This is a genomic window from Devosia indica, from assembly GCF_003056405.1.
GTDB classification, from domain to species: Bacteria; Pseudomonadota; Alphaproteobacteria; order Rhizobiales; family Devosiaceae; genus Devosia; species Devosia indica.
This window is the reverse complement of sequence record NZ_PYVZ01000001.1, coordinates 29,704-52,039: the sequence shown is the minus strand read 5'-3', so window position 1 is coordinate 52,039 and position 22,336 is coordinate 29,704. Positions and strand designations below refer to the sequence as shown.

General features: G+C 62.3%; 20 protein-coding genes. 12 read left to right on the top strand and 8 right to left on the bottom strand.

Features of this window, described 5'->3' with window-relative positions; translation table 11 throughout:
• Positions 1 to 1,275 (top strand): L-fuconate dehydratase, encoded by a 1,275-nt coding sequence (locus tag DDE76_RS00220; protein WP_104892246.1) that lies wholly within the window; start codon positions 1 to 3, stop codon positions 1,273 to 1,275.
• Here the strand turns inward: DDE76_RS00220 and DDE76_RS00215 are convergent, their stop codons facing one another.
• From DDE76_RS00215 to DDE76_RS00200, 4 genes are all read right to left on the bottom strand, one after another.
• Entirely contained in the window at positions 1,276 to 2,043 is a 768-nt protein-coding gene (locus tag DDE76_RS00215) for a DeoR/GlpR family DNA-binding transcription regulator (protein WP_104892245.1), read from the bottom strand.
• 123 nt (positions 2,044 to 2,166) lie between these two features.
• Positions 2,167 to 3,600, bottom strand: coding sequence for a M81 family metallopeptidase (locus tag DDE76_RS00210; RefSeq protein ID WP_104892244.1), 1,434 nt, complete (start codon positions 3,598 to 3,600; stop codon positions 2,167 to 2,169).
• Entirely contained in the window at positions 3,600 to 4,793 is a 1,194-nt protein-coding gene (locus tag DDE76_RS00205; protein ID WP_104892243.1) for an MFS transporter, read from the bottom strand. Before DDE76_RS00205 ends, DDE76_RS00210 begins: the two co-directional genes overlap by 1 nt.
• 96 nt (positions 4,794 to 4,889) lie before the next feature.
• Positions 4,890 to 5,378 (bottom strand): hypothetical protein, encoded by a 489-nt coding sequence (locus DDE76_RS00200; RefSeq protein ID WP_104892242.1) that lies wholly within the window; start codon positions 5,376 to 5,378, stop codon positions 4,890 to 4,892.
• A 368-nt stretch (positions 5,379 to 5,746) separates the two neighbouring features.
• Between DDE76_RS00200 and DDE76_RS00195 the strand changes: the two genes are divergently transcribed.
• The 7 genes from DDE76_RS00195 (at position 5,747) to DDE76_RS00165 (ending at position 14,487) form a co-directional block, all read left to right on the top strand.
• Positions 5,747 to 6,901: a Gfo/Idh/MocA family protein gene (locus DDE76_RS00195; protein ID WP_104892241.1), complete on the top strand. Its 1,155-nt coding sequence runs from the start codon at positions 5,747 to 5,749 to the stop codon at positions 6,899 to 6,901.
• Positions 6,902 to 6,912: 11 nt separating this feature from the next.
• Positions 6,913 to 7,800 carry a carbohydrate ABC transporter permease gene (locus DDE76_RS00190; RefSeq protein WP_104892240.1) on the top strand — a complete coding sequence of 296 codons (888 nt, stop codon included), beginning with the start codon at positions 6,913 to 6,915 and terminating at the stop codon, positions 7,798 to 7,800.
• A 101-nt stretch (positions 7,801 to 7,901) separates the two neighbouring features.
• Positions 7,902 to 8,744, top strand: a complete 843-nt coding sequence (locus DDE76_RS00185) for a carbohydrate ABC transporter permease (protein ID WP_104894775.1) — start codon at positions 7,902 to 7,904, stop codon at positions 8,742 to 8,744.
• 162 nt (positions 8,745 to 8,906) lie between these two features.
• A complete protein-coding gene (locus DDE76_RS00180; RefSeq protein WP_104894774.1) occupies positions 8,907 to 10,094 on the top strand; it encodes an extracellular solute-binding protein in 1,188 nt (395 codons plus the stop codon).
• A gap of 232 nt (positions 10,095 to 10,326) precedes the next feature.
• Positions 10,327 to 11,403: an ABC transporter ATP-binding protein gene (locus DDE76_RS00175; RefSeq protein WP_104892239.1), complete on the top strand. Its 1,077-nt coding sequence runs from the start codon at positions 10,327 to 10,329 to the stop codon at positions 11,401 to 11,403.
• 31 nt (positions 11,404 to 11,434) lie between these two features.
• The gene (locus tag DDE76_RS00170; RefSeq protein WP_104892238.1) at positions 11,435 to 12,301 is read left to right on the top strand and encodes a MurR/RpiR family transcriptional regulator; all 867 of its coding nucleotides are present in this window, start codon (positions 11,435 to 11,437) and stop codon (positions 12,299 to 12,301) included.
• A gap of 179 nt (positions 12,302 to 12,480) precedes the next feature.
• Positions 12,481 to 14,487, top strand: coding sequence for a beta-N-acetylhexosaminidase (locus DDE76_RS00165; protein WP_245891742.1), 2,007 nt, complete (start codon positions 12,481 to 12,483; stop codon positions 14,485 to 14,487).
• A gap of 223 nt (positions 14,488 to 14,710) precedes the next feature.
• On the opposite strand, the gene DDE76_RS00160 is transcribed toward DDE76_RS00165, so the two are convergent.
• Entirely contained in the window at positions 14,711 to 16,180 is a 1,470-nt protein-coding gene (locus DDE76_RS00160; protein WP_104892236.1) for a M81 family metallopeptidase, read from the bottom strand.
• A 191-nt stretch (positions 16,181 to 16,371) separates the two neighbouring features.
• Between DDE76_RS00160 and DDE76_RS00155 the strand changes: the two genes are divergently transcribed.
• The 4 genes from DDE76_RS00155 (at position 16,372) to DDE76_RS00140 (ending at position 19,592) form a co-directional block, all read left to right on the top strand.
• Positions 16,372 to 16,755 (top strand): RidA family protein, encoded by a 384-nt coding sequence (locus DDE76_RS00155; protein ID WP_104892235.1) that lies wholly within the window; start codon positions 16,372 to 16,374, stop codon positions 16,753 to 16,755.
• Positions 16,756 to 16,865: 110 nt separating this feature from the next.
• Entirely contained in the window at positions 16,866 to 17,642 is a 777-nt protein-coding gene (locus tag DDE76_RS00150) for an SDR family oxidoreductase (protein ID WP_104892234.1), read from the top strand.
• On the top strand, positions 17,639 to 18,703 hold the full coding sequence (locus DDE76_RS00145; protein ID WP_104892233.1) for a D-TA family PLP-dependent enzyme: 1,065 nt from the start codon (positions 17,639 to 17,641) through the stop codon (positions 18,701 to 18,703). The genes DDE76_RS00150 and DDE76_RS00145 overlap by 4 nt, the downstream gene beginning before the upstream one ends.
• Before the next feature lie 61 nt (positions 18,704 to 18,764).
• Complete coding sequence (locus DDE76_RS00140; RefSeq protein WP_104892232.1) at positions 18,765 to 19,592, top strand: sugar phosphate isomerase/epimerase family protein; 828 nt, start codon at positions 18,765 to 18,767, stop codon at positions 19,590 to 19,592.
• 10 nt (positions 19,593 to 19,602) lie between these two features.
• On the opposite strand, the gene DDE76_RS00135 is transcribed toward DDE76_RS00140, so the two are convergent.
• The 3 genes from DDE76_RS00135 to DDE76_RS00125 are packed head-to-tail and all read right to left on the bottom strand — an operon-like array spanning position 19,603 to position 22,293.
• Positions 19,603 to 20,361, bottom strand: coding sequence for an iron ABC transporter ATP-binding protein (locus tag DDE76_RS00135; RefSeq protein WP_104892231.1), 759 nt, complete (start codon positions 20,359 to 20,361; stop codon positions 19,603 to 19,605).
• Positions 20,358 to 21,338 (bottom strand): iron chelate uptake ABC transporter family permease subunit, encoded by a 981-nt coding sequence (locus DDE76_RS00130; RefSeq protein ID WP_104892230.1) that lies wholly within the window; start codon positions 21,336 to 21,338, stop codon positions 20,358 to 20,360. Before DDE76_RS00130 ends, DDE76_RS00135 begins: the two co-directional genes overlap by 4 nt.
• Positions 21,331 to 22,293, bottom strand: a complete 963-nt coding sequence (locus DDE76_RS00125; protein WP_104892229.1) for an ABC transporter permease — start codon at positions 22,291 to 22,293, stop codon at positions 21,331 to 21,333. Before DDE76_RS00125 ends, DDE76_RS00130 begins: the two co-directional genes overlap by 8 nt.
• Positions 22,294 to 22,336 lie beyond the last annotated feature (43 nt).

Here is a 22,336-nt window from a genome sequence, read left to right as displayed (position 1 = left end):
ATGATCAAGATCACTTCCCTCACCACGCACGATTTGCGCTTCCCCACCTCGGCATCGCTGGACGGTTCGGACGCGATGAACCCCGATCCGGACTACTCCGCCGCCTATGTCGTGCTCGGCACCGATGGCGATTTGGAAGGCCATGGCCTCACCTTCACCATCGGCCGGGGCAATGAGGTGGTGGTGGCGGCCATCAAGGCCCTCCATGATCGTGTTGTCGGCCTTGATCTCGACTGGATCGAAGAGGCCCCCGGCCGCTTCTGGCGGCATGTCACCGGCGACAGCCAATTGCGCTGGATCGGGCCGGACAAGGGCGCCATGCATCTGGCGACCGGCGCCGTGGTCAATGCGGTCTGGGACCTGCTGGCCAAGCGGGCCAATAAGCCCGTCTGGCTCTATGTGAGCGAAATGAGCCCCGAACAGCTCGTCTCCATCATCGACTTCCGCTATCTGACCGATGCCATCACGCCAGACGAGGCGCTGGAGATTTTCCGTGCCGCCGAACCCGGCAAGGCCGAACGCATCGCCCGGCTGCGGGAGGAAGGCTACCCTTGCTACACCACTTCGGCTGGCTGGCTCGGCTATTCCAACGAAAAGCTGACCCGTCTGGCCACCGAGGCAGTCGAGGCTGGCTTCACCCATATTAAGATGAAGGTCGGGCGCGACCGTGACGACGATATGCGCCGCCTCGAAATCGTCCGTTCGATCATGGGGCCGGATCGTTTTCTGATGATCGATGCCAACCAGGTCTGGGAGGTCAGTGAGGCCATCGACTGGGTCAATGCGCTCAAGCGCTTCAACCCCTTCTTCATCGAGGAGCCGACCAGCCCCGACGATGTCGAAGGCCACCGCAAGATCCGCGAAGCCATTGCCCCGGTGAAGGTCGCCACCGGCGAGATGTGCCAGAACCGGATCCTGTTCAAGCAATTCATCACCCGCGACGCCATCGATATCGTCCAGATCGATGCCTGCCGCATTGGTGGCCTCAATGAAGTGCTCTCCGTACTGCTTATGGCCGCCAAATACGGCAAGCCGGTCTGGCCCCATGCCGGTGGCGTGGGCCTGTGCGAATATGTCCAGCACCTTTCCATGATCGACTACATCGCCGTTTCGGGCGACAAGCAGGGCAGGGTCATCGAATATGTCGATCACCTGCACGAGCATTTCCTTGATCCCTGCGTGATCCGGGGCGCAGCCTATATGCCGCCCGAGCGTCCCGGCTTTTCGATCGAGATGAAGCCGAGTTCGATTTCGGAGAACGCCTTCGCCGGCTGATTAGAGTTCCCCGGTCTCGATCAGGGCAATGCCGGCATCTGTGCAGACCTGCCGGATGGAGTCCACTGGGCAGATGTCCGTAATGAAACTGTGCGCCTGGCTCAGATGCCCGATCCGCACCGGGGCGGTGCGGGTGAATTTGGTCTGGTCGGCCACAACGATCACATGACGGGCATTGGCGATGATCGCCTGGGCCACTTTCACCTCGCGGAAATCGAAATCCAGCAGCGCCCCGTCCGGGTCGATGGCGGAGACGCCGATGACGGCAAAATCCACCTTGAACTGACGTATGAAATCCACTGCCGCCTCGCCCACAATACCGCCATCGCTGGGCCGCACCACCCCGCCGGCAATCACCACTTCCGTGCTGGGCACCACGCGCAAATGATTGGCCACATTGATATTGTTGGTGATCACCATCAGCCCGCGATGCTCGCTCAGCGCCTGGCTGACCGCTTCGGTGGTGGTGCCGATATTGATGAACAGCGATGCATGGTCGGGGATCAACGCCGCGGCCGCCTTGCCGATGGCGCGCTTCTCCGCCGGCGCAATCTGTCGACGCGCTTCATACTCGACATTCTCGACCCCCGAGGGGTGCATCGCCCCGCCATGGGTGCGTTTCAGCGCCCCCCGGTCACAGAGGATATTGAGGTCCTTGCGGATCGTCTGCGGCGTCACCTCGAAAGCGGCAACCAGTTCCTCGACGCTCACCTCGCCCTGCTGGCGCGCCAGCTCGACGATTTTCGCCTGCCGCATTGATGGGGTCATAGTGGTGCGCTCCCTTTCGTTTTGTAACTAAACGAAAGGGAGGGAAGGGGGAAGGTGCGGTGGCAGAGAAGTCAGCCCCACCATCATTCCCGCCCCATCAAGAGAAGAGAACAAGGCCGCCAGTCACCCCGCCCGCTTCGACCACTTCACCACTGGCACAAACCCAAAATCCGTGTCGAACGGATAGCTCGGGCGTGGCGTGTGCTTACGCTCGGTGCGCTCGACGAACTGGTCAACCACACCCGGCGACAGCGCCATGATGCCTGGATTGGCAATGGGTCCCAGCTCTGGCGAGAGATAGCCCGATTTCACCGCGATGATATTAGCCGCGTGTGGATCCAGCCCGAGCCGGGTGAAATCCGCAATATTGTGGAACGGCCGGCGGCGCGCGGTCAGCACCAGATCGATGCCGCCAATCCGCACCACCGCTTCGCGCAGATGGGCGTTTTCGGTTTCGGCCAGGAATACCACCTCGGCTTCGGTATTGACCGGCGTGCTCGAGGGATCAAGGCTCGCCCCGATATGGAGCGGCAGCCTGGCGCCCACACCCGCAGCATAGGCCGCGTCGGTCGCCGCCTTGTCGGCAATGCCGGCAAAAATCACGCCCTGCGCATCCTTGGCCATCAGCGCCGCCAGCACTTCGGCCCGGTCGCCCACGCCGCCGCCGGTCGGATTGTCTCCCGATTCGGCCAGCACCACGGGATGGGTCGGGCTGCTCACCGCCCGGTCTACGCATTCTTCGATTGAGCCGGTCTCCATGCCGAAGACAAAGCCCTCGCGGATATCCCAATAGTCCTGCGCCAGATGGATCGCTGCCTTTTCGATGGCCGCCCGGTCGGTGCCGGTGACCACGGCGCAGGCAGTGGCGCGCGGCTCGTCGGCCCAGACATAGCCCACCTGGAAGGAGGCATCCCAGATCCCGCTGGGCTCCTCGACCTGATGGATCTGCGTGTAGAATGTGCGCGCCGGCTCGTCCTGGGTCGAGGTGCGTTCGCCCGGCAGCAGCACCGGCACCGGTGCCCAGGCCAACATCGGCTTTACGCCGGTCTTGAGCGCCCGCACCAGCATGGTCACGGCACGGCGCATGGTGTCGGGCACGTCAATATGTGGCGCGGTGCGATAGGTCGAGAACATGTCCAGCCCGTCGATAATGCGCTGGCTGATATTGCCGTGCAGGTCATAGCTGGCCGAAATCAGCACATCGGGGCCTACCACCTCTCGCACTGCGGTGATAAAGTCGCCCTCTGCATCGAACATGCCTTCGACATGCATGGCGCCATGCATGGCCAGATAGACACCGTCGAGCGGCATGGCGGCTTTCAGGCCATCAAGAATCTCACATTTCCAGCGATCATAGAGCGCCCGCTCCACCGGTCCGCCGGCAATGGCCCGGGCATGCAGGATGGTGATGAACTCGGCCGGGAAATGCGTCAGGAAATCGAAATATTGATCCTTGAGCATGGACGGACCACGCAGCACGCGAAAATCGGCTTCGCGCGCCAGGACGGGGTTATAGGTGCTGCATTCAGTGTGCAGGCCGGCAACGGCAATCTTCACTAGAGAACTCCAGGAACTTGGGCTTCAGGATTATGGGCAGGCTGGGCCCGGCGCGGCGTCAGCCGCCCGGTGAGGAACAGGCTCACCACCAGCATGGGGATGACGCAGGCGACCCCGAACCGGATATCGCTGTGCTCGGCCACAAAGCCGATCAGCGGCGGGCCAATCAGGAAGCCGGTCAGCGCCACAAAGGAGAGCACGGCCACATTGGCCGAGGCGGCCCGGTCGCCAATGCCGGCAGCGGCCGTGACGGCCAGGGGGAAGCCGACTGAAACGCCAATGCCGATAGTGCCAAAGCCGATCAGCGCGAGTTCGACACTCGGCGCCAGGAACAGCAGGGCCGCACCGAGCACCGCCAGCGTGCCACACAAGCGGGCCGTGTTGACGCTACCCAGCCGGCGCTTGAGGAAGTCGCCGCCGAACCGGCCGGCCGCCACCATGAAGGCAAATACCGAATAGCCCAGGCCCACCAGCCCGCCCTCGGCATTGAGCGCATCGCGCAGGAATATGGCCGACCAGTCGGCCATCGCGCCTTCTGTCATGGTGATGCCGAAGACGAACAGGCATACCCCGACCAGTGCGGGACTGGGCAGCGACCATGCTGAACGTTTCGGCGCACCCGTCTCGTTTTCGGTCCTGTCGTCCAGAGCGGGCAGGGCCCACCCGGCCAGCAAGGCGATGGGCAGGATGGCCAGGGCCAGCAGCGGCAACGCGATACCGGGCGCAACGCCGGCAGCGACAAAACCCGAGCCGATCAGGCTGCCCACCATGATGCCCAGCGACCAGCAGCCATGCGAGGTGTTCATGATCAGCTTGCCGGTGGATTTCTCCACCAGGTCGGCTTCGACATTCAGCCCCAGTTCGACAAACGAGATGGACGAACCCGCCAGCATCAGCGCAATGAACAGCAGGATCGGGTCCGGCGCGAGCACCGGCAGGCAGGCGGCAAGCGAATAGAACACAAAGCCGATCAGGATCGCCATGCGGGCGCCGATCCTGCCCACCAGCGGCCCGGCAAAGGGCAGGGTCAAGAGCGTGCCCACCGGCATGCCGAGCAGCGCAATGGCCAGCGCCGCCGAGCCTAGCCCCATGGCTGACTGGATCTCGGGAATGCGCGGCAGCCAGGAGCCAAAGGCAATGGGCTGGAGAAAGAAGACCAGCATGACAAGGCGCTGGGGTGTGAGGAAGGACATGGAGCTGCTCAATTGTGATGGCCACCGGCCTACCCGGCAGCGCGACGCGGCTCCCTCCCCTTGATGGGGAGGGCTGGGGTGGGGCCGGCGCCAGGCTTAGCCCCGGTTGGGCATCGGATAGGGCAGGTAGCCGACAAATCCGGTCAGCTTCCACTGGCCGTCCACCTTGCGGCAGAAGTAGAGGGTCTGCCAGTTCAGCACGTCCTTGCCGCCATCCGCCAAGGCGATCTCGCCCTTGAATTTCTTGTGGGCAATGGCGCGCTCGCCGGTAATCTCGATTTCGGTCAGGCTGGTTGCCCGGTGGATCCCGGCTTCCTGGTCTTCGGCATACACCACCTTCTGGCCCTCATGGGCCTGGCGCAGCCACTCATCGCGATATTGCGCGAGGGTGGGATAGCTGATGGTCCAGCCATCGGGATTGTCGTTTTTGTTGCCGTTGATGCCCATGAAATCATCGGCAATGAAGTCGCCCTCCACCATCGACCAGTCGGCATTCACGAAAGCCTTGATGTCGCGTGGCACCAGCATGGTCCAGATCGCCGAACGGTCTGCATCATTGGGGAAGGGATTGGTCGATAGGCTCATTTTCGCATCTCTTGCCTGCGCGGTGACGCGCTGAGGCACGTCCACCAGTTCTGTTTCAAATTTTCACATACGTCATGTGTTTGTCGCCTCGTGAAAGAGGCCACATGGATACCAATTGCGACATGGTGCGCCGAGAAAGCACATTTGTCCACACCCTGCATCCCGCCAAACACCTCGCATATGCCCAGAAAATCAGCAAAACGGCGCGCGATTGAGCAAGAATCCGAGGTGGCTTAAATTGGTATTGTATTGGCGTCGAATGTGTGTTGACATTGTGTTGGCAAGGCGCCTAGTCTTGAAAATCGTTTACACAAACGACACCGATCCGCAAGAGGTCGGGAATGGAACAAAACAGGGAACGGCAAGGTATGCGGGTAGGCATTATCGGTCTCGGCTATCGTCTGGGTTATCTGGCGCGGGTGTTTTCCGCAGCGCGGGACGATTTCGAGATTGTCGGCTATGTCGATCCGGCACCGGCCGGTCTGCCTTATACCCAGGAGCATGGCGTCTCCGTTGGTCAGCAATATGACAGCCTCGAGCAGTTGATCGACGAGGCCAATCTCGATCTGCTCATGGTCGGCTCGCCCAACCATATGCATCTCGATCACATTCGCATTGGTCTTGAGCGCGGCATGAAGCTGTTCGCCGAAAAGCCGGTGGTGACCTCGGTTGAGGATACCATGGCGCTGGCCGAATTGATTGGTCAGTACGGCTCGGACAATGTCATGGTGGGTCTGGTGCTGCGCTATGCACCGCTTTATGTCGACCTGCGCAAGGCGCAGGCCGAGGGCAAGCTGGGCGATGTCACCTCCATCGAGGCGTCCGAAACCATCCCGCCCTATCACGGCGCCTTTTTCATGCGCGACTGGCGGCGTTACCAGCAATATTCGGGCAGCTTCATGCTTGAGAAATGCTGCCACGACCTTGATCTCTATAATGGCGTGATGGGCTGTCGCCCGCGCTATGTGGCCAGCTTCGGTGGGCGCAAGAGCTTCACGCCCGAAAACGCGCCTCAGGGTGCCGGCGTCAACGATCTCAACGTCTATCACCGCAAGCCGTCGGGCTGGCAGGGCTCGGACAAGGTGTTCGATAGTGATGGCGATATCATCGACTTCCAGACCGCCATCGTGCAGTATGAGAACGGCGCGGCTCTGACCTTCCACACCAATATGAACGTGCCCGACGATTTCCGCCGTTTCGCGGTGATCGGTGCCAAAGGCATGGCGGAAGGCGACTTTATTCGCAACTACTTCAAGGTCACCGACAGCCGCACCTCCGAGCGGCTTGAGGACAAGACCTACCAGACCTCCGAGCTGAGCCAGCATTACGGCGCCGACGAGCAGATGGCCGAGGATATTCTTCTGCATATGATCGACGGTGTGCCCCTGCCTGTCTCGGTCACCGACGCGCTTGAAGCAGGCCTTCTGGCGCTGTCCATGGATGAGGCGATGCGCAACAAGTCTGTCGTCGACATGGCCCCGATCTGGCAGCGCTTCGACGCTGCCCTGGGCAAAGGGAACTGAGGAGAAAGCCGATGACCAGCACAAGAAGCGCCACCCTCTTCGCCCTCGCCCTGCTGGCTCCGGCATTGCTCTATATCCTGACCATCGTGGCCTACCCGCTGGTCGATACGATCATTCTCAGCTTCACCAATGCCTCGCTGCGTCCTGGCTATGATTTCATCGGCTGGGCCAATTACGAGCGCATTTTCGGCGCCGGCAATTTCACCGAGGTGATCATCCGCACCTTTGTGTGGACCTTCTTTTCGGTCAGCCTGAAAATGATCATCGGCATGCTGGGCGCCGTGCTGCTCAATGCCGCCATTCCCGGCCAGGCCCTGTTCCGCATCCTCACCATGCCGCCCTGGATCGTGCCCATGGCCATCGGCATCTTCATGTGGGGCTGGATGTATAATGGCCAGTTCGGCATGATCTCGGGCCTGCTGCAGAATTTCGGCATCACCGATGGCCCCATTGCCTGGCTGGCCTATGGCGAGACCGCATTCTGGGCCACGATCATCACCGATGTGTGGATTGGCGTGCCCATGGTCACCATCTATTTCCTGGCCGCCATGCAGTCGATCCCGCGCGATCTGCATGAAGCCGCCTGGACCGACGGCGCGGGCCGCTTTTATCGCTTCCGCCGCATTACCGTGCCGTTGATGGTGCCTGCCATCATCACCATGAGCCTGCTTTCGCTCATCGCCACCTTCAATTCCTTCGACATCATCTGGATCCTGACCCAGGGCGGCCCGTCCGGCTCGACCACCACGATGATCATCGACACCTACAAGACCGCCATGGGGTCGCGCCGATATGGCGAGGGCGCGGCGCGTGCCGTGGTCATCTCGCTCTTCGTGACCGCCTTCTGCATTGTTTACTTCCGCGCCGTCCGCAAGCTCCAGCAGGGAGAAGCCAAATGAGCGACGTTGCCCGTTCCACAGAGGTCGCGGCCGCCGATTCCAAGGCCAGTGTCCAGCCTCAGGCCAAGGCCCGTCGCGGTCTCTGGTCGGCCAGCCGCCCGATGATCGATCGCTACAGCCTGCTCGAGGTGGTCGGGCTCTATGCCGGCATCGCGCTGTTCCTGTTCTTCGTGCTGGCCCCGTTCATCGAAGGGTTCCTGGTGTCATTGAAGCCATTGGCCCAGCTCTTCTCGACGCCCTACAGCTTCATCCCCGAAAACGGCTCCTTTGCGGCCTATTTCTCCATGTGGGAATCCGTGCCTGCCCTGGGCATGCACATCTTCAATTCCTTCTTCATCTCCACCGTGGTCACGGCCATCGTGGTCGCCATCGTGGTGCCCGCCGCCTACGCCTTTGCCCGCTTCAACTTCACCGGTGCCGGCCTGCTCCTGGCCGGGTTCCTGGCAGTCAACATGTTCTCGGGCGCGGTGCTGCTGATCCCGCTGTTCCGCCTGATGCGCACGCTGGGGCTGCTCAACACCTATTGGGCCATGATCGTGCCGGGCGCGGCCTTCCTCATTCCCTCGTCCGTCTGGCTCCTGCGCACCTATATGATGCGCATCCCGCGCGAGCTGGACGAAGCCGCCTGGGTCGATGGCGCCAGCCGCCTCTACACCCTGCGCCGGGTCATCCTGCCGCTGGCCATGCCGGGCGTCGTCGTGGTCGCCATCATGACCTTCATCGGTGCCTACGCCCAGCAGTTCATCTTCGCGCTGACCTTCAACTCCAAGACAGAATTCATGCCGCTGCCGGTCGGGCTCTTCGCCTTCTTCGGCAAGCAGGAAGTGATCTGGAACGAGCTGATGGCGGCGTCCTTCGTCGGAATCCTGCCGGTCATGATCGTCATCGTGTTCCTGCAGCGCTATCTCGTCGCCGGTCTTACCGCCGGTGCCGTGAAGCAATAACTGGCGCGGCGCCAATCCGGACCTGGTCCGGGCCGGTGCCGCACCAATCAAGGTTTGGAGATCGTTCAACAGCCAATGCTGAACGGCTCCGAGAGGGCCGAGGGGCCCGCAATCAAGGGAGACTACCAAGTGAAAAAGACAATCGGTTTGGTAACCGTGTCCATGCTGGCTCTGGCCGGTGCCGCCCCGGCGGCCTATGCCCAGGATCAGGAGATCGCCTTCATCAACTGCGGTGACGAGCTGACCGCTGGCTATGCCGACTACTTCGCCGAGTGGGAAGCCGAGAATCCCGGTTTCAAGGTTGTCCCCGAGATCGTGGGCTGGGGCCAGTGCCAGGACAAGGTGACCACGCTGGCCGCTGCCGGCACCCCGGTCGCGCTGGCCTATGTCGGCTCGCGTACCCTCAAGCAGTTCGCCATCAACGACCTGATCGTTCCCGTGCCGATGACGGACGAGGAAAAGGCATCCTATTACAACTACGTGCCCGATACCGTCACCTTCGACGGAACCCAGTGGGGCGTTCCGGTTGCCTTCTCGACCAAGGCCCTGTTCTGGAACAAGGATCTGTTCGAAGAAGCCGGTCTCGATCCTGAAGTGCCGCCCGCGACCTGGGAAGAAAAGATCGCTTTCGCCAAGCAGATCACCGAGAACACCGATGCTGCCGGCTATGGTGCCGTTGCCAAGACCTTTGACAACACCATGCACCAGTTCCTGCATTGGGTTTACACCAATGACGGCCTGATCATCGACGCCGATGGCAACATCGTTGCCGACTCGCCGCAGGTTCTGGCGGCCCTGACCGCCCTGGATGAAATCATCCCCTATTCCGAGGAAGGCCCGACCGCTTACGAGCAGAACGAAGTCCGTGCCATCTGGCTCGATGGTGGCGTTGCCATGATCGAAGCTTCGGTCGGTGCTGCCCTCCGCGCGGAAGAAGCCGGCATGAACTGGGGCGTTGCTCCGCTTCCTCTGGGTCCGGACGCCAAGGGTCCCGGCACGCTGCTGATCACCGACTCGCTGGCCGTCTTCAAGGGCACCGGTGTTGAAGAGCAGGCCATCAGCCTGGCCAAGTTCATCACTGCTCCCGAGCGTCAGTGGGCTGCCGAAATGGCCCAGGGCCTGACCCCGCTGCGTCCGCTTGAGCCGCAGACCTCGGAACTGGTTGCCGAAAAGCCCTACTGGAAGCCGTTCCTGGACGGCATCGAGTTCGGTGGTCCCGAGCCGCTGTTCACCGATTATATCGGTCTGCAGAACACCATGATCGAAATGGTCCAGTCGGTTGTCACCGGCGCTGCCGAACCTGCTGACGCCCTGACCAAGGCCGCCGGCGAGCTCGAGCTCTACAAGTAACTTCGAGCCGTCCCTGTGGGCAGATCGATCCGGTGGATCGATCTGAGGCGAGAAGGCCATGAGAGCTATGCTCGAATGGCAAGGCCGTCCCTGTGGGCAGATCGATCCGGTGGATCGATCTGAGGCAAGAAGGCCATGAGAGCTATGCTCGAGTGGCATCAACCGATCTGGCGCCGCCGCCTCGGGTGGCGGCGCTCCATCCAAGAAATCCCCGTGTCCGGAGACGCGAACCATGTCGCAACTGAGCCTCAAGCGCCTCGAAAAGTCCTTCAACGAAGCCCGCATCATCAAGGGCATCGATCTCGATGTGAGCGAAGGCGAGTTCGTGGTTTTCGTCGGCCCATCGGGCTGCGGCAAGTCCACCTTGCTGCGCATGATCGCCGGGCTTGAAGATGTCAGCGCCGGCGAGATCGAGATCGGCGGCAATATCGTCAACGATCTGCCGCCCGTGCAGCGCGGCATCGCCATGGTGTTCCAGTCCTACGCGCTCTATCCGCATATGAGCGTCTACGAGAACATCGCCTTCCCGCTCCGCGTTGAAAAACTGCCTCAGGCCGAAGTCGACAATCGCGTCCAGGCCGCCGCCAAGGTGCTCCAGCTTGAAAGCCGTTTGCAGCACCGCCCCGGTCAGCTATCCGGGGGCCAGCGCCAGCGCGTCGCCATCGGCCGCGCCATCGTCCGCCAGCCCAAGATTTTCCTCTTCGACGAACCGCTGTCGAACCTGGACGCGGCCTTGCGCTCGGAAATGCGCATCGAGCTGATGGAGCTGCACAAGCGCCTGGGCTCGACCATGATCTATGTGACCCACGACCAGATCGAAGCCATGACCATGGCCGACAAGATCGTGGTGCTCAATGCCGGCGAAATCGCCCAGATCGGCTCGCCGCTCGAGCTCTACCACAAGCCCGACAACCTGTTTGTCGCCGGCTTTATCGGCTCGCCCAAGATGAACTTCATCAATGGCCGCGTGCGTGCTGCCAACGGCACCACCGTCACGGTCGACCTGGGCAAGCTGGGCACGATCGAGCTGCCCCGCTCCAGCACCGAAGTGGCCGGCCAGGATGTGACGATTGGCATTCGCCCCGAGCACCTGACCCTGGGCAGCGGCGAATTCATCATCGAAACCACCCCCAACATCGTCGAGCATCTGGGCATCCACACCATCGGCTACGCCACCCTGCCGGGCGGCGAAAACTTCATTGGCCTGTTCGAGGGCAATCCTGACCTTGAAGATGGCAAGCCCATGAAGGTCGGATTCGACATCGCCCAGACCCATCTGTTCGACGCCAGGGGCCTGGCCGTCTACTAGGGCGGCATCGGCCGGCAAGAGGGGACGCACGATGCTGGACATAGTGGGGCTGCTGCAGACCGAGAAAGACGCTTTCACGCGCTCGGAACGCGCCCTGACCGAGATCGTCCTGGCTGATGTCGATAGCGTGCTCAAGATGAGCATTGTCGATCTGGCGGCCGAGGCCGATGTGTCCCCGCCCACCGTCACACGCTTCTGCCGGCGGCTTGGCTGCGACAGCTATGCCGATTTCAAGGTGCGGCTGGCCCAGTCCCGCTTCGTCGGTCAGCGTTATTTCGCTCCCGCATCGGGTCCCCTGAGCGTTCACGAAATCGCTCAGGGCATTGTCAACGGCATTCAGTCCACCATCTACGACACTTTCGACACGCTCGATTTCGACGCCATCGAGCGGGCCGCCGAGTCCATCGTCAAATCCAACTTCGTCCTCAGCTTCGGCTCGGGCGGTGCCTCCTCGATGATGGCGGTGGAAACCGAGGCGCGCCTGTTCCGGCTCGGGCTCAAGGTCGCCGCATCCATCGATCATCAGGTGCAGATGATGCGCGCCGCCTCTGCCCCTTCGGGCGCGGTGATAATTGCCTATTCGCTCTCTGGCAATAATGTGCCGCTGGTCAAGGCGCTCGCGGTGGCCGGCGAATATGGCCTGACCCGTGTCGTCGTCTCGCGGCCCGGTTCGGTGATGGCCGAACAGGCCGATATTCTACTGCCTGTGCACTGGCGCGAAAATCAGGACATCCTGCGACCCACCCCGGGCCGCTATGCCTTCCTCGCCACGGTCGACATTCTCTCCCAGACCATTGCTGCGCGCCTCGGCCCCACCGCAGTTGCCAGCATGCGCCGCATCAAGCACCAGCTCGTCGTCAATCGCGACGGCGACGACGCCCAGCCGCTGGGGGATTGATGCCTCCGCGCGCACCAACGCAAGCCACCCCCACCTAGCCTTCCCTTGTCCAGGGGGAGGGACGGTCTTGATGCTGGCGCCGGCAATCCCGCCCAGCACGCGATCAATCCCTCCCCCTCCTTCAGGGAGAGGTTAGGTGGGGGTAACTCGACCACCACGACACAATACTGGACCCCATCATGTCTTTTTCCCTCGTCACCACCTGGTCTCCCGCCACGGCTACCGAACCCCTCGGCTATGGCATCGAGCTGACCAATAATGGCGATACGCCGATTGCCAATTTCCAGCTCGGCTTTTCGGGGCCCGCCCGCATCGACCCGCAGGCCACCCTGGAAAACGGCAAGCTCCTCAAGCGCCTTTCCAACCACACCCTGATCGCCCCGCCCGATGGCTATGTGCTCGAGCCCGGCGCCACCTGGACCTCGACGGCACGAGGCCTGTCCTACGGTCTGCGCCATTGGAGCGATGGGGCCAATTCGGCCTATCTGGTGCTTGAAGGTGGCGAGGTCGTCGCCATCCCCACCGCGCCGACCCAGGGCAAGGGCCACAATTCGCCCCTGCTCAAGGGCGCGGTCAAATTCCCGGTCCCGGCCAAGGCCCCGGCGCCGTTCTCGATCATTCCCTGGCCCAACCATGTTGCCGCCACCGGCAATCGCATCGCGCCGCCGGGCTATGATCTGAAACCCGTTGGCGATCTGGCCGGCCGCGCCGCCGCGGCCTTTGCCGACCTCACCGCCGAATTGTTCCCGGTGGAAGCCATTGTCCGCCCCGCTGCGGAAGCCGGCATGCCGGTCCATGTCGTTGAAAAAGCCGGTCTGGGTGCCGAAGCCTACGAAATCGCCTTCGCCGACAATAGCGCGACCGTGTCCGCCACCACCCGCCAGGGCATGTTTTACGGCCTGGTGACCCTGGGTCACATGCTGCGCGGCGCCAGGCAATATCCGGCCACTTTCAGCTTTCCCACGGCGGGGACTATCAGTGACGAGCCGGGCTTTGGCTTCCGTGGCGGCCATCTCGACGTGGCGCGCCAGTTCTACACCGCCGCCGAAGTCAGCCGCCTCATTCGTCTCATGGCCTGGAACAAGATGAACAAGTTCCACTGGCACCTGACTGAGGACGAAGCCTGGCGGCTGGAAATCGACGCCTATCCGCAGCTCACCGAGATTGCCGCCTGGCGCGGTCACGGCAAGGCGCTGCCGCCCTTGCTTGGCTCGGGTCCGCAGCCGACCGGGGGCTACTACTCCAAAAAGACCGTGCGCGAGATTGTCGCCCTGGCCGATGACCTGGCCATGGATGTCATCCCCGAGATCGACATGCCGGGCCATTTCTACGCCGCCCTGCAGGCGCTGCCCGAACTGCGCGACCCCAATGAAAAGGGCGAATACCAGTCGGTACAGGGTTTCCCCAATAACAGCCTCAATCCCGCGCACGAGCCGGTCTACCGCTTCGTTGAAACCATCGTCGATGAAGTGCTTGAGCTGTTCCCCGCCGGCGTCTTCCATCTTGGCGCCGACGAAGTGCCGCTGGCCGCCTGGTCCGGCTCGCCGCTGGCCCTCGACATGATCGAGCAGATGGCGGGTCCCGCCATGCGCAAGAAACACGAAGCCCAGTTCAACCAGCTCGGCAATGCCCATGGCGCCGATGAGATCGAGGGTTCGCCCACCGCGATCATCCAGGCCGAGTTCATCAAGCGCGTGCACAAATATATCGCCGGGAAGGGCGCCATCACCGGCGGCTGGGAAGAGGCGGCCCATGGCGATGCGGTGGCCAAGGACAAGTCCTATGTCATCGGCTGGCGCAATGTGGAGATCAATGCCGAACTGGCCGAACGCGGCTACGATATCGTCGTTTCGCCCGGCCAGCGCTATTATCTCGACATGGCCAATGGCGTGAGCTGGGCCGAGCCTGGCGCCGGCTGGGCCGGCTGGTCCGGCCCGCAGGAAACCTACGAGTTCGAAGCCCGTGAAGGTTTCTCCGAGGAGGGCCTGAAACACCTTATTGGCGTGCAGAGCTGCATCTGGTCCGAAAGCATGACCGACCGCGCCATATTCGATCGCCTGGTCTTCCCCCGTATCTCGGCAATCGCCGAAGCCGGCTGGACCCTGCCCGAACGCAAGAGCTGGGAGCGCTTCAAGTCCATGGTTGGCCTGATGCCGATCATGTATGGGCACTGGTCTGCCGAGTAGGCGCAACGCACTAATTCCTCCCCCTTCGCGGGGGAGGGGGACGGCCAATAGGCGGTGGAGGGGAAGCCACGCCCACGATGCCCTTCCTCTCCTAGAGGGGGAGGGAGGGCGCTGGGACCCTCAGGACCGTAGCAGAGCTAGGGTGAGGTGATCGGCTGCCCGCCATTCGAGCACAACTCTCACGGCCTTGCCGTTTCAAATCTCTCCACTGGAGAGATTTTCCCTACGGGACAACGTCAAGCCAAGGATCCTCCACCATCGGCCAGATATCCTTGCGCGCTTTGCGGTAGTCCGTCTCCGCAGGCCGGTTGGGATAGGGCTTGCCAGCCGAGCAATAGACAATCTCCGAGGCGATCCTGGAGAATGAGTCATAGAAGTGGTTGGTCGACTTGATCAGCAGGATTTTGCGCGATTTTGGGTCAATGCCCAGCGCCGAAAACAGGCTCGGATCAAAGCTCTGTGCGCGCGTCGAATTGAGGATCACATCGATCCCGTCAAAATGCACCCAGGCCGCGTCGCCAAAGGGCGCGAAACTGTCGCCGAACTTCATTTCGGCATTGCGCACGAGCTTTCTTACGCTCACCTGCGCATCGATCGGCTGCCCGGTAAAGGGCGCCGACTTGGCCCCGAAGCGCAGCGGAATGATCGCGCCCTCCCCCGCCGCAAAACAGATCTGCACCGCAATCGGGTCCCAGATTGTGCCCACGGCGACATCGGTCACGCCGCGGGCAATCATCTCGGCCAAGATGACGGTCGCATCGCCAGCCGTGCCGCCGCCGGGATTGTCCCACACATCGGCAATCACCACCGGGCCATGCGGTGCGGCCAGCGCGGCGTCCACGGCGGTCTTTTCATCCACCTGGGCGACCATGAAGGTGCCGCGCATGGCATAAAGTTCGCGTCCGAGCGTCTCGGCCAATGCCGCGCCCTTGTCGGGCTGGTTGTCGGTGATGGCCACCAGCTTGGTGCCCATTTCGGGCACGTCGCCCGCCATGAAGCCATGGACGACCGAGAGCGAAAGCAGGCCCGGCTCGGACTTTTCCAGCGCCAGCAAAGAGTCGACAAAGCCTCGCATGGGCTGTTTCGAAGTGGGGAATACGTCAATCATCCGGCAATCGAAAACGCTCATCACCGGCTTGATTTGTTTCTTGAGGGTCCGCACCGCGATGTCCCAGAGATCGCGCGCCCGATCGACGAAGTCGGTATGCGGGAACTCCTTGAAGTAGACAAAGAAGTCAGCCGCTTCCGCCCGCTTGGCGGTCAGATGGCTGTGCGGGTCAAGCTCGGCGCAAACCAGCACATCGGGGCCGACAATGGCGCGGATGCGGGTCAGCAGATCACCCTCGGGGTCGTCATAGCCCTGGGCCACCATGGCGCCATGCAGCCCCAGCACCACGCCATCCACTGGCATGGCGGCGTGCAACTGGCCGATAATCTCGTCGCGCAATTCCTCATAGGTCGCCTGGGCCACCAGGCCGGCCGGGTCCGCCCAGCTTGCCGTGCCCTCAATCAGCGTCCATCCTTCCCGTGCGCAGACTTCGCGGCCCACCGTGATCGGCGCAGTACACAGCGTCGGGGTCGGCGGGTGCTGGCCCGGCTTGGCATGCAGCGACGCCTCGAAGGCGCGCTTGTCGATGGCAATCGGGGAGAACGTATTGGTCTCGGTGGCCAGGGCTGCGGTGAAAAGGCGCAAGGGAAGCTCGTGAGATGAAAATGGCGTCGATGCTGATCACGGTATGGAACCCACGCTACACCAAGCTGCGAGACGATTCACGTAAGAAATTTACATTTCTTGTCGTGACTCTCGCATCTTCCTGCTGATTATGGCTATAAAACTGGTATCAAGCGAAACTGAGTTTCAAAAAGCACGGAAAGGACATTCCCATGCCGATCAAACGCTATGGTGCAGACAAATCCGGCGCCGGTGGACAGAACCTGCCCTTCGCCCGCGCCGTCGAGGCCGGTGGCTGGCTCTATGTCTCGGGCCAGGTTGCCATGAAGGATGGCGAGATTGTCGGCACAGGCATCATCGAACAGACCCATCTGACCATTAAGAACGTCATCGCCATTCTCGAAGAAGCTGGCTATGGGCTCGAGCATGTTGTGCGCTGTGGCGTCTGGCTCGATGATCCGCGCGATTTCTGGAGCTTCAACGCTGTCTACAAATCCTATTTCGGCGAACATCCCCCCGCCCGCGCCTGCGTGCAGTCCACCATGATGGTCGACTGCAAGGTCGAGATCGACTGCGTGGCCTATAAGGGGCCGTAACGACGGTTAAAGAGCCCACTGGACCATGGCGTCACAAACGCAATCGGTCAGTCCCTCCCCCTATCAGGGGGAGGTTAGGTGGGGGTATCCCCTGCATTGAGGAGCACAGAATGAACGCATCCCCCTTCCGTCTCGACGGTAAGACCGTTCTCATCTCCGGCGCCGGGGGTGGCATTGGCCGCGCCCTGGTCGAAACCTTCCATGCGGCGGGCGCGACCATCGTCGGTGCCGATCGCCAGGCCGATATGCTCGAAGGCTTGCCGCTGGCGCGCAGTGTCCTCTTCGACCAGGCCGACGCCAAATCTACCCGCGCCGCTGTCCAGGCCGATATCGCCGCCCATGGCGTGGTGGACGCCGTCATTGCCAATGCTGGCTTCACCCGCGCCGAACATCTTGGCCATCTCGATGACGATGTCTGGGCCAGCGAAATGGCCATCAATCTCAATGGCGCCTATGCCCTGGTCGATCCGATCACCCATGCCATGGCCACGCGCGGCGCGGGCAATGTGGTGTTCATCTCCTCGGTCAATGCCCTCCAGCATTTCGGTAACCCCGCCTATTCAGCCGCCAAGGCCGGATTGATCGCCTATGCCCGGGCCATTGCGGTGGAACGCGGCGGCGAGGGTGTGCGCGCCAATCTCGTAGCGCCGGGCTCGGTCCGTACGCCCGCCTGGGATCACCGGCTGGCGGCCGACCCTGGACTGCTCGACAAGGTGCTGCCGCATTATCCGCTGGGCCGCATGGTCTCGCCGCAGGAGGTTGCCAATGCCGCCCTGTTCCTGGCCTCCGACGCCGCTTCGGGGATCACCGGCGTTACCATCCCCGTTGATGCCGGCCTCACCGCCGGCAATCTGCGCTTCGTTAATGAAGTCCTGAGGGCCCAATGACCCATTTCTCCGAACTCGACACGCCCGCCGTCCTCATCGATCTTGACCGGGCCGAGGCCAATATGAACAAGGCGCAGGCTATGGCCGACAAGGCCGGCATTGCCTTGCGCCCCCACATCAAAACCCACAAACTGCCCTTCTTCGCCAAAAAACAGGTCGAGCTGGGCGCGGTCGGCATCACCGTGCAGAAACTGGGCGAGGCCGAGGTCATGGCCGATGCCGGTCTGACCGACCTGCTGCTCACCTTCAACATCATCGGTGCCGCCAAGCTCAAACGCCTGCAGGCCCTGCATGACCGCGTCACCATCCGCACCGTCGCCGACAGCCCCGATTGTGTCACCGGGCTGGCGCAGGTCTTCACCAATGCCGGCCATCGCCTCGGCGTCCTTGTCGAATGCGACACCGGCATGGGACGCTGTGGCGTCCAATCGCCCACTGCAGCACTTGACCTCGCCCGCCAGATCATCGCTGCGCCGGGCCTCGACTTTGCCGGCCTGATGACCTATCCCGCCGCCGGCAAATACCGTGAAGCCGCCCAATGGCTTGCCGACGCCCGCAATGTCTTTTCCACCGCAGGCCTCGACCTTCCCGCCATCACCACCGGCGGCACCCCCGACATCTGGCATATGGATGAGGCCGCGCGCGTCGCCACCGAATACCGGCCCGGCACCTATATCTATATGGACCGCTCCCAAGTCGCCGCCGGCGCCGCCAGCTTTGACGAGTGCGCCTTGACCGTTCTGGCCACGGTGGTGTCCCGCCCCACCGAAAATCGCGCGATCATCGATGCCGGCTCCAAGGCGCTCACCAGCGACCTGTTGGGCCTTGTTGGGCACGGCCATGTCGTCGATTTCCCCGACGCCAAAATCACCGGCCTCAGCGAAGAGCACGGCACGCTCGATGTCTCCGCCTGCGCCAGCAAGCCGAAAATCGGCGATGTCATCCGCATCATCCCCAATCACTGCTGCCCGGTGACCAATCTGTTCGATCAGGTTCACCTGATCCGCAATGGCGAACTGATCCAGACCATGGACGTCGCAGCGCGGGGCAGGGTGGGTTAGGCTCACCTTGCGCGGCGCCCCCGGCCATGAAACTCTTGCGCCCAAAAAGAGGAGAACCCAATTGGCCGACCCGAACCATCGCATTGCCGTTTCCACCTGGTCGCTGCACCGCTTGCTGGGCACCACTTTCCCGCATGATCTGACCACCGATGCTGTCGGCGACATGCAGGAAACCTACGGCGAAGGCGAAGAATCGCTGCTCGGCCTGCCATCGGTCTTGGCCAATCACGGCTATCATCGGCTTGAGATCGTCTCCTTCCACCTGCGCAGCCGCGATCCGGTCTATCTGGGCGAATTGCGCGACCAGCTCAATGTTTCCGGCGTCACCCTGCAGACCCTGCTGATTGATGCCGGTGACATGACCGACCCTGTGCATGGCGCGCGCGATACCCGCTGGATCGCCGGCTGGGTCGATGTCGCCAATATGCTGGGCGCCGAAAACGCCCGCATCATTGCCGGTAAGCAGAAGCCGACCCAAGACGCCATGTCCCGCTCGGTCGCCGGCTTCAAGGAACTGCTTGCCGCCAATGCCGGTTCACCCCTGCGGCTGTTTACCGAAAACTGGTTCGACCTGCTGTCCACGCCCCAGGCGGTCCATGAGCTGCTCGATCGCCTGGATGGCCAGGTCGGCCTCCTGGCCGATTTCGGCAATTGGACCGGGCCGGACAAATATGAAGGCCTCAGATCCATCTTCCCGCGTGCCGAGCTCTGCCACGCCAAGGCCGGGTTCCATGACGGCCTCATGGATGAGGCCGATTACGGGCTCTGTGTCCAGGCGGCCGAGGAAGCCGGCTATGCCGGCCCCTACACCCTGATCTTCGATGCCGACCACCCCGCTGAATGGGCTGGTCTGGCCGAGGAGCGCGACTTCATCCTCGCGCGTCTCTAGGGACGTTCGCCTAGCCGTAATAGACCGAAATCAACTGCCCGCCAATTTCGTGCACCTTGATGTCCATTTCGTAGATTTCGGACAGCACTTCGGGCCGGATCATCTCCGGCCCCGGGCCCTGCGCGGCCACCTTCCCATCCTTCATGGCCACGATATAGTCCGAATACCAGGATGCGAAATTGATGTCGTGCAGCACCAAGACCACCGTCTTGCCCAGTTCGGACGCGGCCTGGCGCATCAATTTCATCATGCCCATGGCATGCTTCATGTCGAGATTGTTGAGCGGTTCGTCCAGCAGCACATAGTCGGTGTCCTGCGCCAGCACCATGGCCACGAAGGCCCGCTGTCGCTGCCCGCCCGAGAGCTCGTCGAGAAACCGGTCGCTGAGGGCGCCGAGATCGAGATAGTCGATGGCCTTGTCGATATGGCTCCTGTCCTCGACCGTCAGCCGCCCTTTCGAATGCGGATAACGGCCAAACCCGATCAGGTCACGCACGGTGATGCGGGCCGAAATATGGTTGTCCTGCCGAAGGATCGACAGCCGCCGTGCCAGCACGTCGCTGGGCGTCTTGGTGACATCCATGCCATCGATAGTGACGCTGCCCGCGCTCATGTCGAGCAGGCGGCTGACCATGGAGAGAAGGGTCGATTTGCCCGCCCCATTGGGCCCGATGATCGAGGTGACACCGCGCGCCGGAATGTCCAGCGTGACATTATCGACCACCAGGTTGTCGCCATAGCTGCGTGAAACCGATTGGGTGCGGATCATGTGCGGCTTCCCCTCAAGAGCATGGCGATGAACACGACCCCGCCAACAAATTCGATGATGATGGCCAGAGCCGTGTCATAGCCGAACACCCGCTCCAGCACGACCTGTCCGCCCACCAGCGTGATGATCGAGATCAGGATGGCCGCGGGCAGGATCAGGATGTGTCGATGGCTGCGGATGACCAGATAAGCCAGATTGGCCACCAGCAGGCCAAAGAAGGTCACCGGCCCCACCAGAGCTGTCGAGACTGATACCAGTATGGCCACGATCACCAGCACTTGCGAGACGGTATGGTTGTAATTGACGCCCAGATTGATGGCCGTGTCGCGTCCCAGATTAAGCACGTCCAGCGCCGGTAGCAGCCGCCACACCCAGATGCCCACGCCGGCAATGGCAATCGTGCTGATCCCGAGCAGGGTCTGGTCCGTGGTGTTGAAGCTGGCAAACAGGCTGTCCTGCAGCACCGCGAAATCATTGGGATTGATCAGCCGCTGCATCAGCCCGCCCAGCGAGCGGAACAAGACGCCAAACACAATGCCCACCAGCACCAGCAGATAGAGATCGCGCGAGGCGCGGCCGAACAGCCAGCGGAACAACAGGGTTGAAAGCCCAACCATCACCGCGGTTTCATAGGTGAACTGCAACTGGTCGGGCAGCATGGCATAGCTCAGCCCCCCGAGGAAAAACACCTGCACGGTCCGCACCAGCGCAAACAGCGCGTCGAACCCCATGATCGACGGGGTGAGAATGCGGTTGGCCGTGATGGTCTGGAACAGCACCGTGGCTATGGCAATGGCTGTGCCGATCGTGGCCATGGACCAGATCTTGGCGCCACGGAACGGCAGGATGAAGCTCCAGTTCCCCTTTGCGCCGATCACCATGAAGGCGACGATGGAGACGGCGGCGAGGGCTGCAAGTATGATCAGAACCTGACGCGGCGAGATCACGGGCGTGGCCTGGGCGCGGATATCAGCCATTGGCAGGGCGCCTTCTGAGTAGCAGATAGAGGAACAGGGCCGAGCCGATCACCCCGAACACCGTGCCGATCGGGATTTCATAGGGGAAGCGGATAACCCGGCCGATAATGTCACAGGTCAGAACGAACCCTGCGCCCATCAACACGATCCAGGGAATGGCCCGGCGCGCATTGTCGCCCACCGCCATGGACACAAGATTGGGCACGATCAGCCCCAGAAACGGGATCGATCCGACCGAGACAACGACCACGGCGGTCACCATGGAAACAATGGTCAGCCCCAGCGTCAGCACGCGCCGGTAATTGAGCCCCAGATTGGTGGTGAAGTCCTGGCCCAACCCCGCAACGGTAAACCGGTCGGCGGCGATCCAGGCGATGCCCACCAGCCCGGCGCTAATATAGAGCAGTTCGTAACGCCCCCGCAGCACACCGGAAAAATCGCCCATGGTCCAGGTGCCCAGCGTCTGCAGCAGATCGTAGCGATAGGCGAAAAAGGCGGTGATCGAGGAGATGACGCCGCCCAGCATGATGCCCACCAGCGGCACCATCAGCGTCGAGCGCAGGGGAATACGCCTCAGGATCTGCATGAACAGCGCCGTGCCCATCAGCGCGGTCACCGTCGCCGCCAGCATCTTGGCGATCAGCGGACTGCCGGGCCAGAAAATGGTGATGACAAGAATGCCGAAAACGGCGCTCTCCACCGTGCCGGCCGTGCCCGGCTCGACAAAGCGGTTGCGCGCCAGCATCTGCATGAGCAGGCCCGCTACCGCCAGGGCCGAGCCGGACAGCATCAGGGCCAGCGTGCGCGGCACGCGGCTGATCAGCAAGACCTGCATCGGCCGGTCTTCGGGCGATGAGGAGATCAGGCTCATCGGCGTCACATCGCTCACGCCGATGAAGAGGCTGATGACGGCCAGGACGAGAATGGCGAGAACGCCGAATAGCAGCTTGGGCATGGGGCCGAAAAAATGCCTGAAAAGCAAATATGCCCCCGCCCGA

Coding starts and splice junctions, on each gene's coding strand:
- DDE76_RS00125 (WP_104892229.1), bottom strand. CDS start 22,293: ATGCCCAAGCTGCTATTCGGCGTTCTCGCCATTCTCGTCCTGGCCGTC.
- DDE76_RS00200 (WP_104892242.1), bottom strand. CDS start 5,378: ATGAGCCTATCGACCAATCCCTTCCCCAATGATGCAGACCGTTCGGCG.
- DDE76_RS00190 (WP_104892240.1), top strand. CDS start 6,913: ATGACCAGCACAAGAAGCGCCACCCTCTTCGCCCTCGCCCTGCTGGCT.
- DDE76_RS00180 (WP_104894774.1), top strand. CDS start 8,907: ATGCTGGCTCTGGCCGGTGCCGCCCCGGCGGCCTATGCCCAGGATCAG.
- DDE76_RS00170 (WP_104892238.1), top strand. CDS start 11,435: ATGCTGGACATAGTGGGGCTGCTGCAGACCGAGAAAGACGCTTTCACG.
- DDE76_RS00205 (WP_104892243.1), bottom strand. CDS start 4,793: ATGTCCTTCCTCACACCCCAGCGCCTTGTCATGCTGGTCTTCTTTCTC.
- DDE76_RS00130 (WP_104892230.1), bottom strand. CDS start 21,338: ATGGCTGATATCCGCGCCCAGGCCACGCCCGTGATCTCGCCGCGTCAG.
- DDE76_RS00220 (WP_104892246.1), top strand. CDS start 1: ATGATCAAGATCACTTCCCTCACCACGCACGATTTGCGCTTCCCCACC.
- DDE76_RS00135 (WP_104892231.1), bottom strand. CDS start 20,361: ATGATCCGCACCCAATCGGTTTCACGCAGCTATGGCGACAACCTGGTG.
- DDE76_RS00185 (WP_104894775.1), top strand. CDS start 7,902: ATGATCGATCGCTACAGCCTGCTCGAGGTGGTCGGGCTCTATGCCGGC.
- DDE76_RS00215 (WP_104892245.1), bottom strand. CDS start 2,043: ATGACCCCATCAATGCGGCAGGCGAAAATCGTCGAGCTGGCGCGCCAG.
- DDE76_RS00145 (WP_104892233.1), top strand. CDS start 17,639: ATGACCCATTTCTCCGAACTCGACACGCCCGCCGTCCTCATCGATCTT.
- DDE76_RS00175 (WP_104892239.1), top strand. CDS start 10,327: ATGTCGCAACTGAGCCTCAAGCGCCTCGAAAAGTCCTTCAACGAAGCC.
- DDE76_RS00155 (WP_104892235.1), top strand. CDS start 16,372: ATGCCGATCAAACGCTATGGTGCAGACAAATCCGGCGCCGGTGGACAG.
- DDE76_RS00195 (WP_104892241.1), top strand. CDS start 5,747: ATGCGGGTAGGCATTATCGGTCTCGGCTATCGTCTGGGTTATCTGGCG.
- DDE76_RS00150 (WP_104892234.1), top strand. CDS start 16,866: ATGAACGCATCCCCCTTCCGTCTCGACGGTAAGACCGTTCTCATCTCC.
- DDE76_RS00165 (WP_245891742.1), top strand. CDS start 12,481: ATGTCTTTTTCCCTCGTCACCACCTGGTCTCCCGCCACGGCTACCGAA.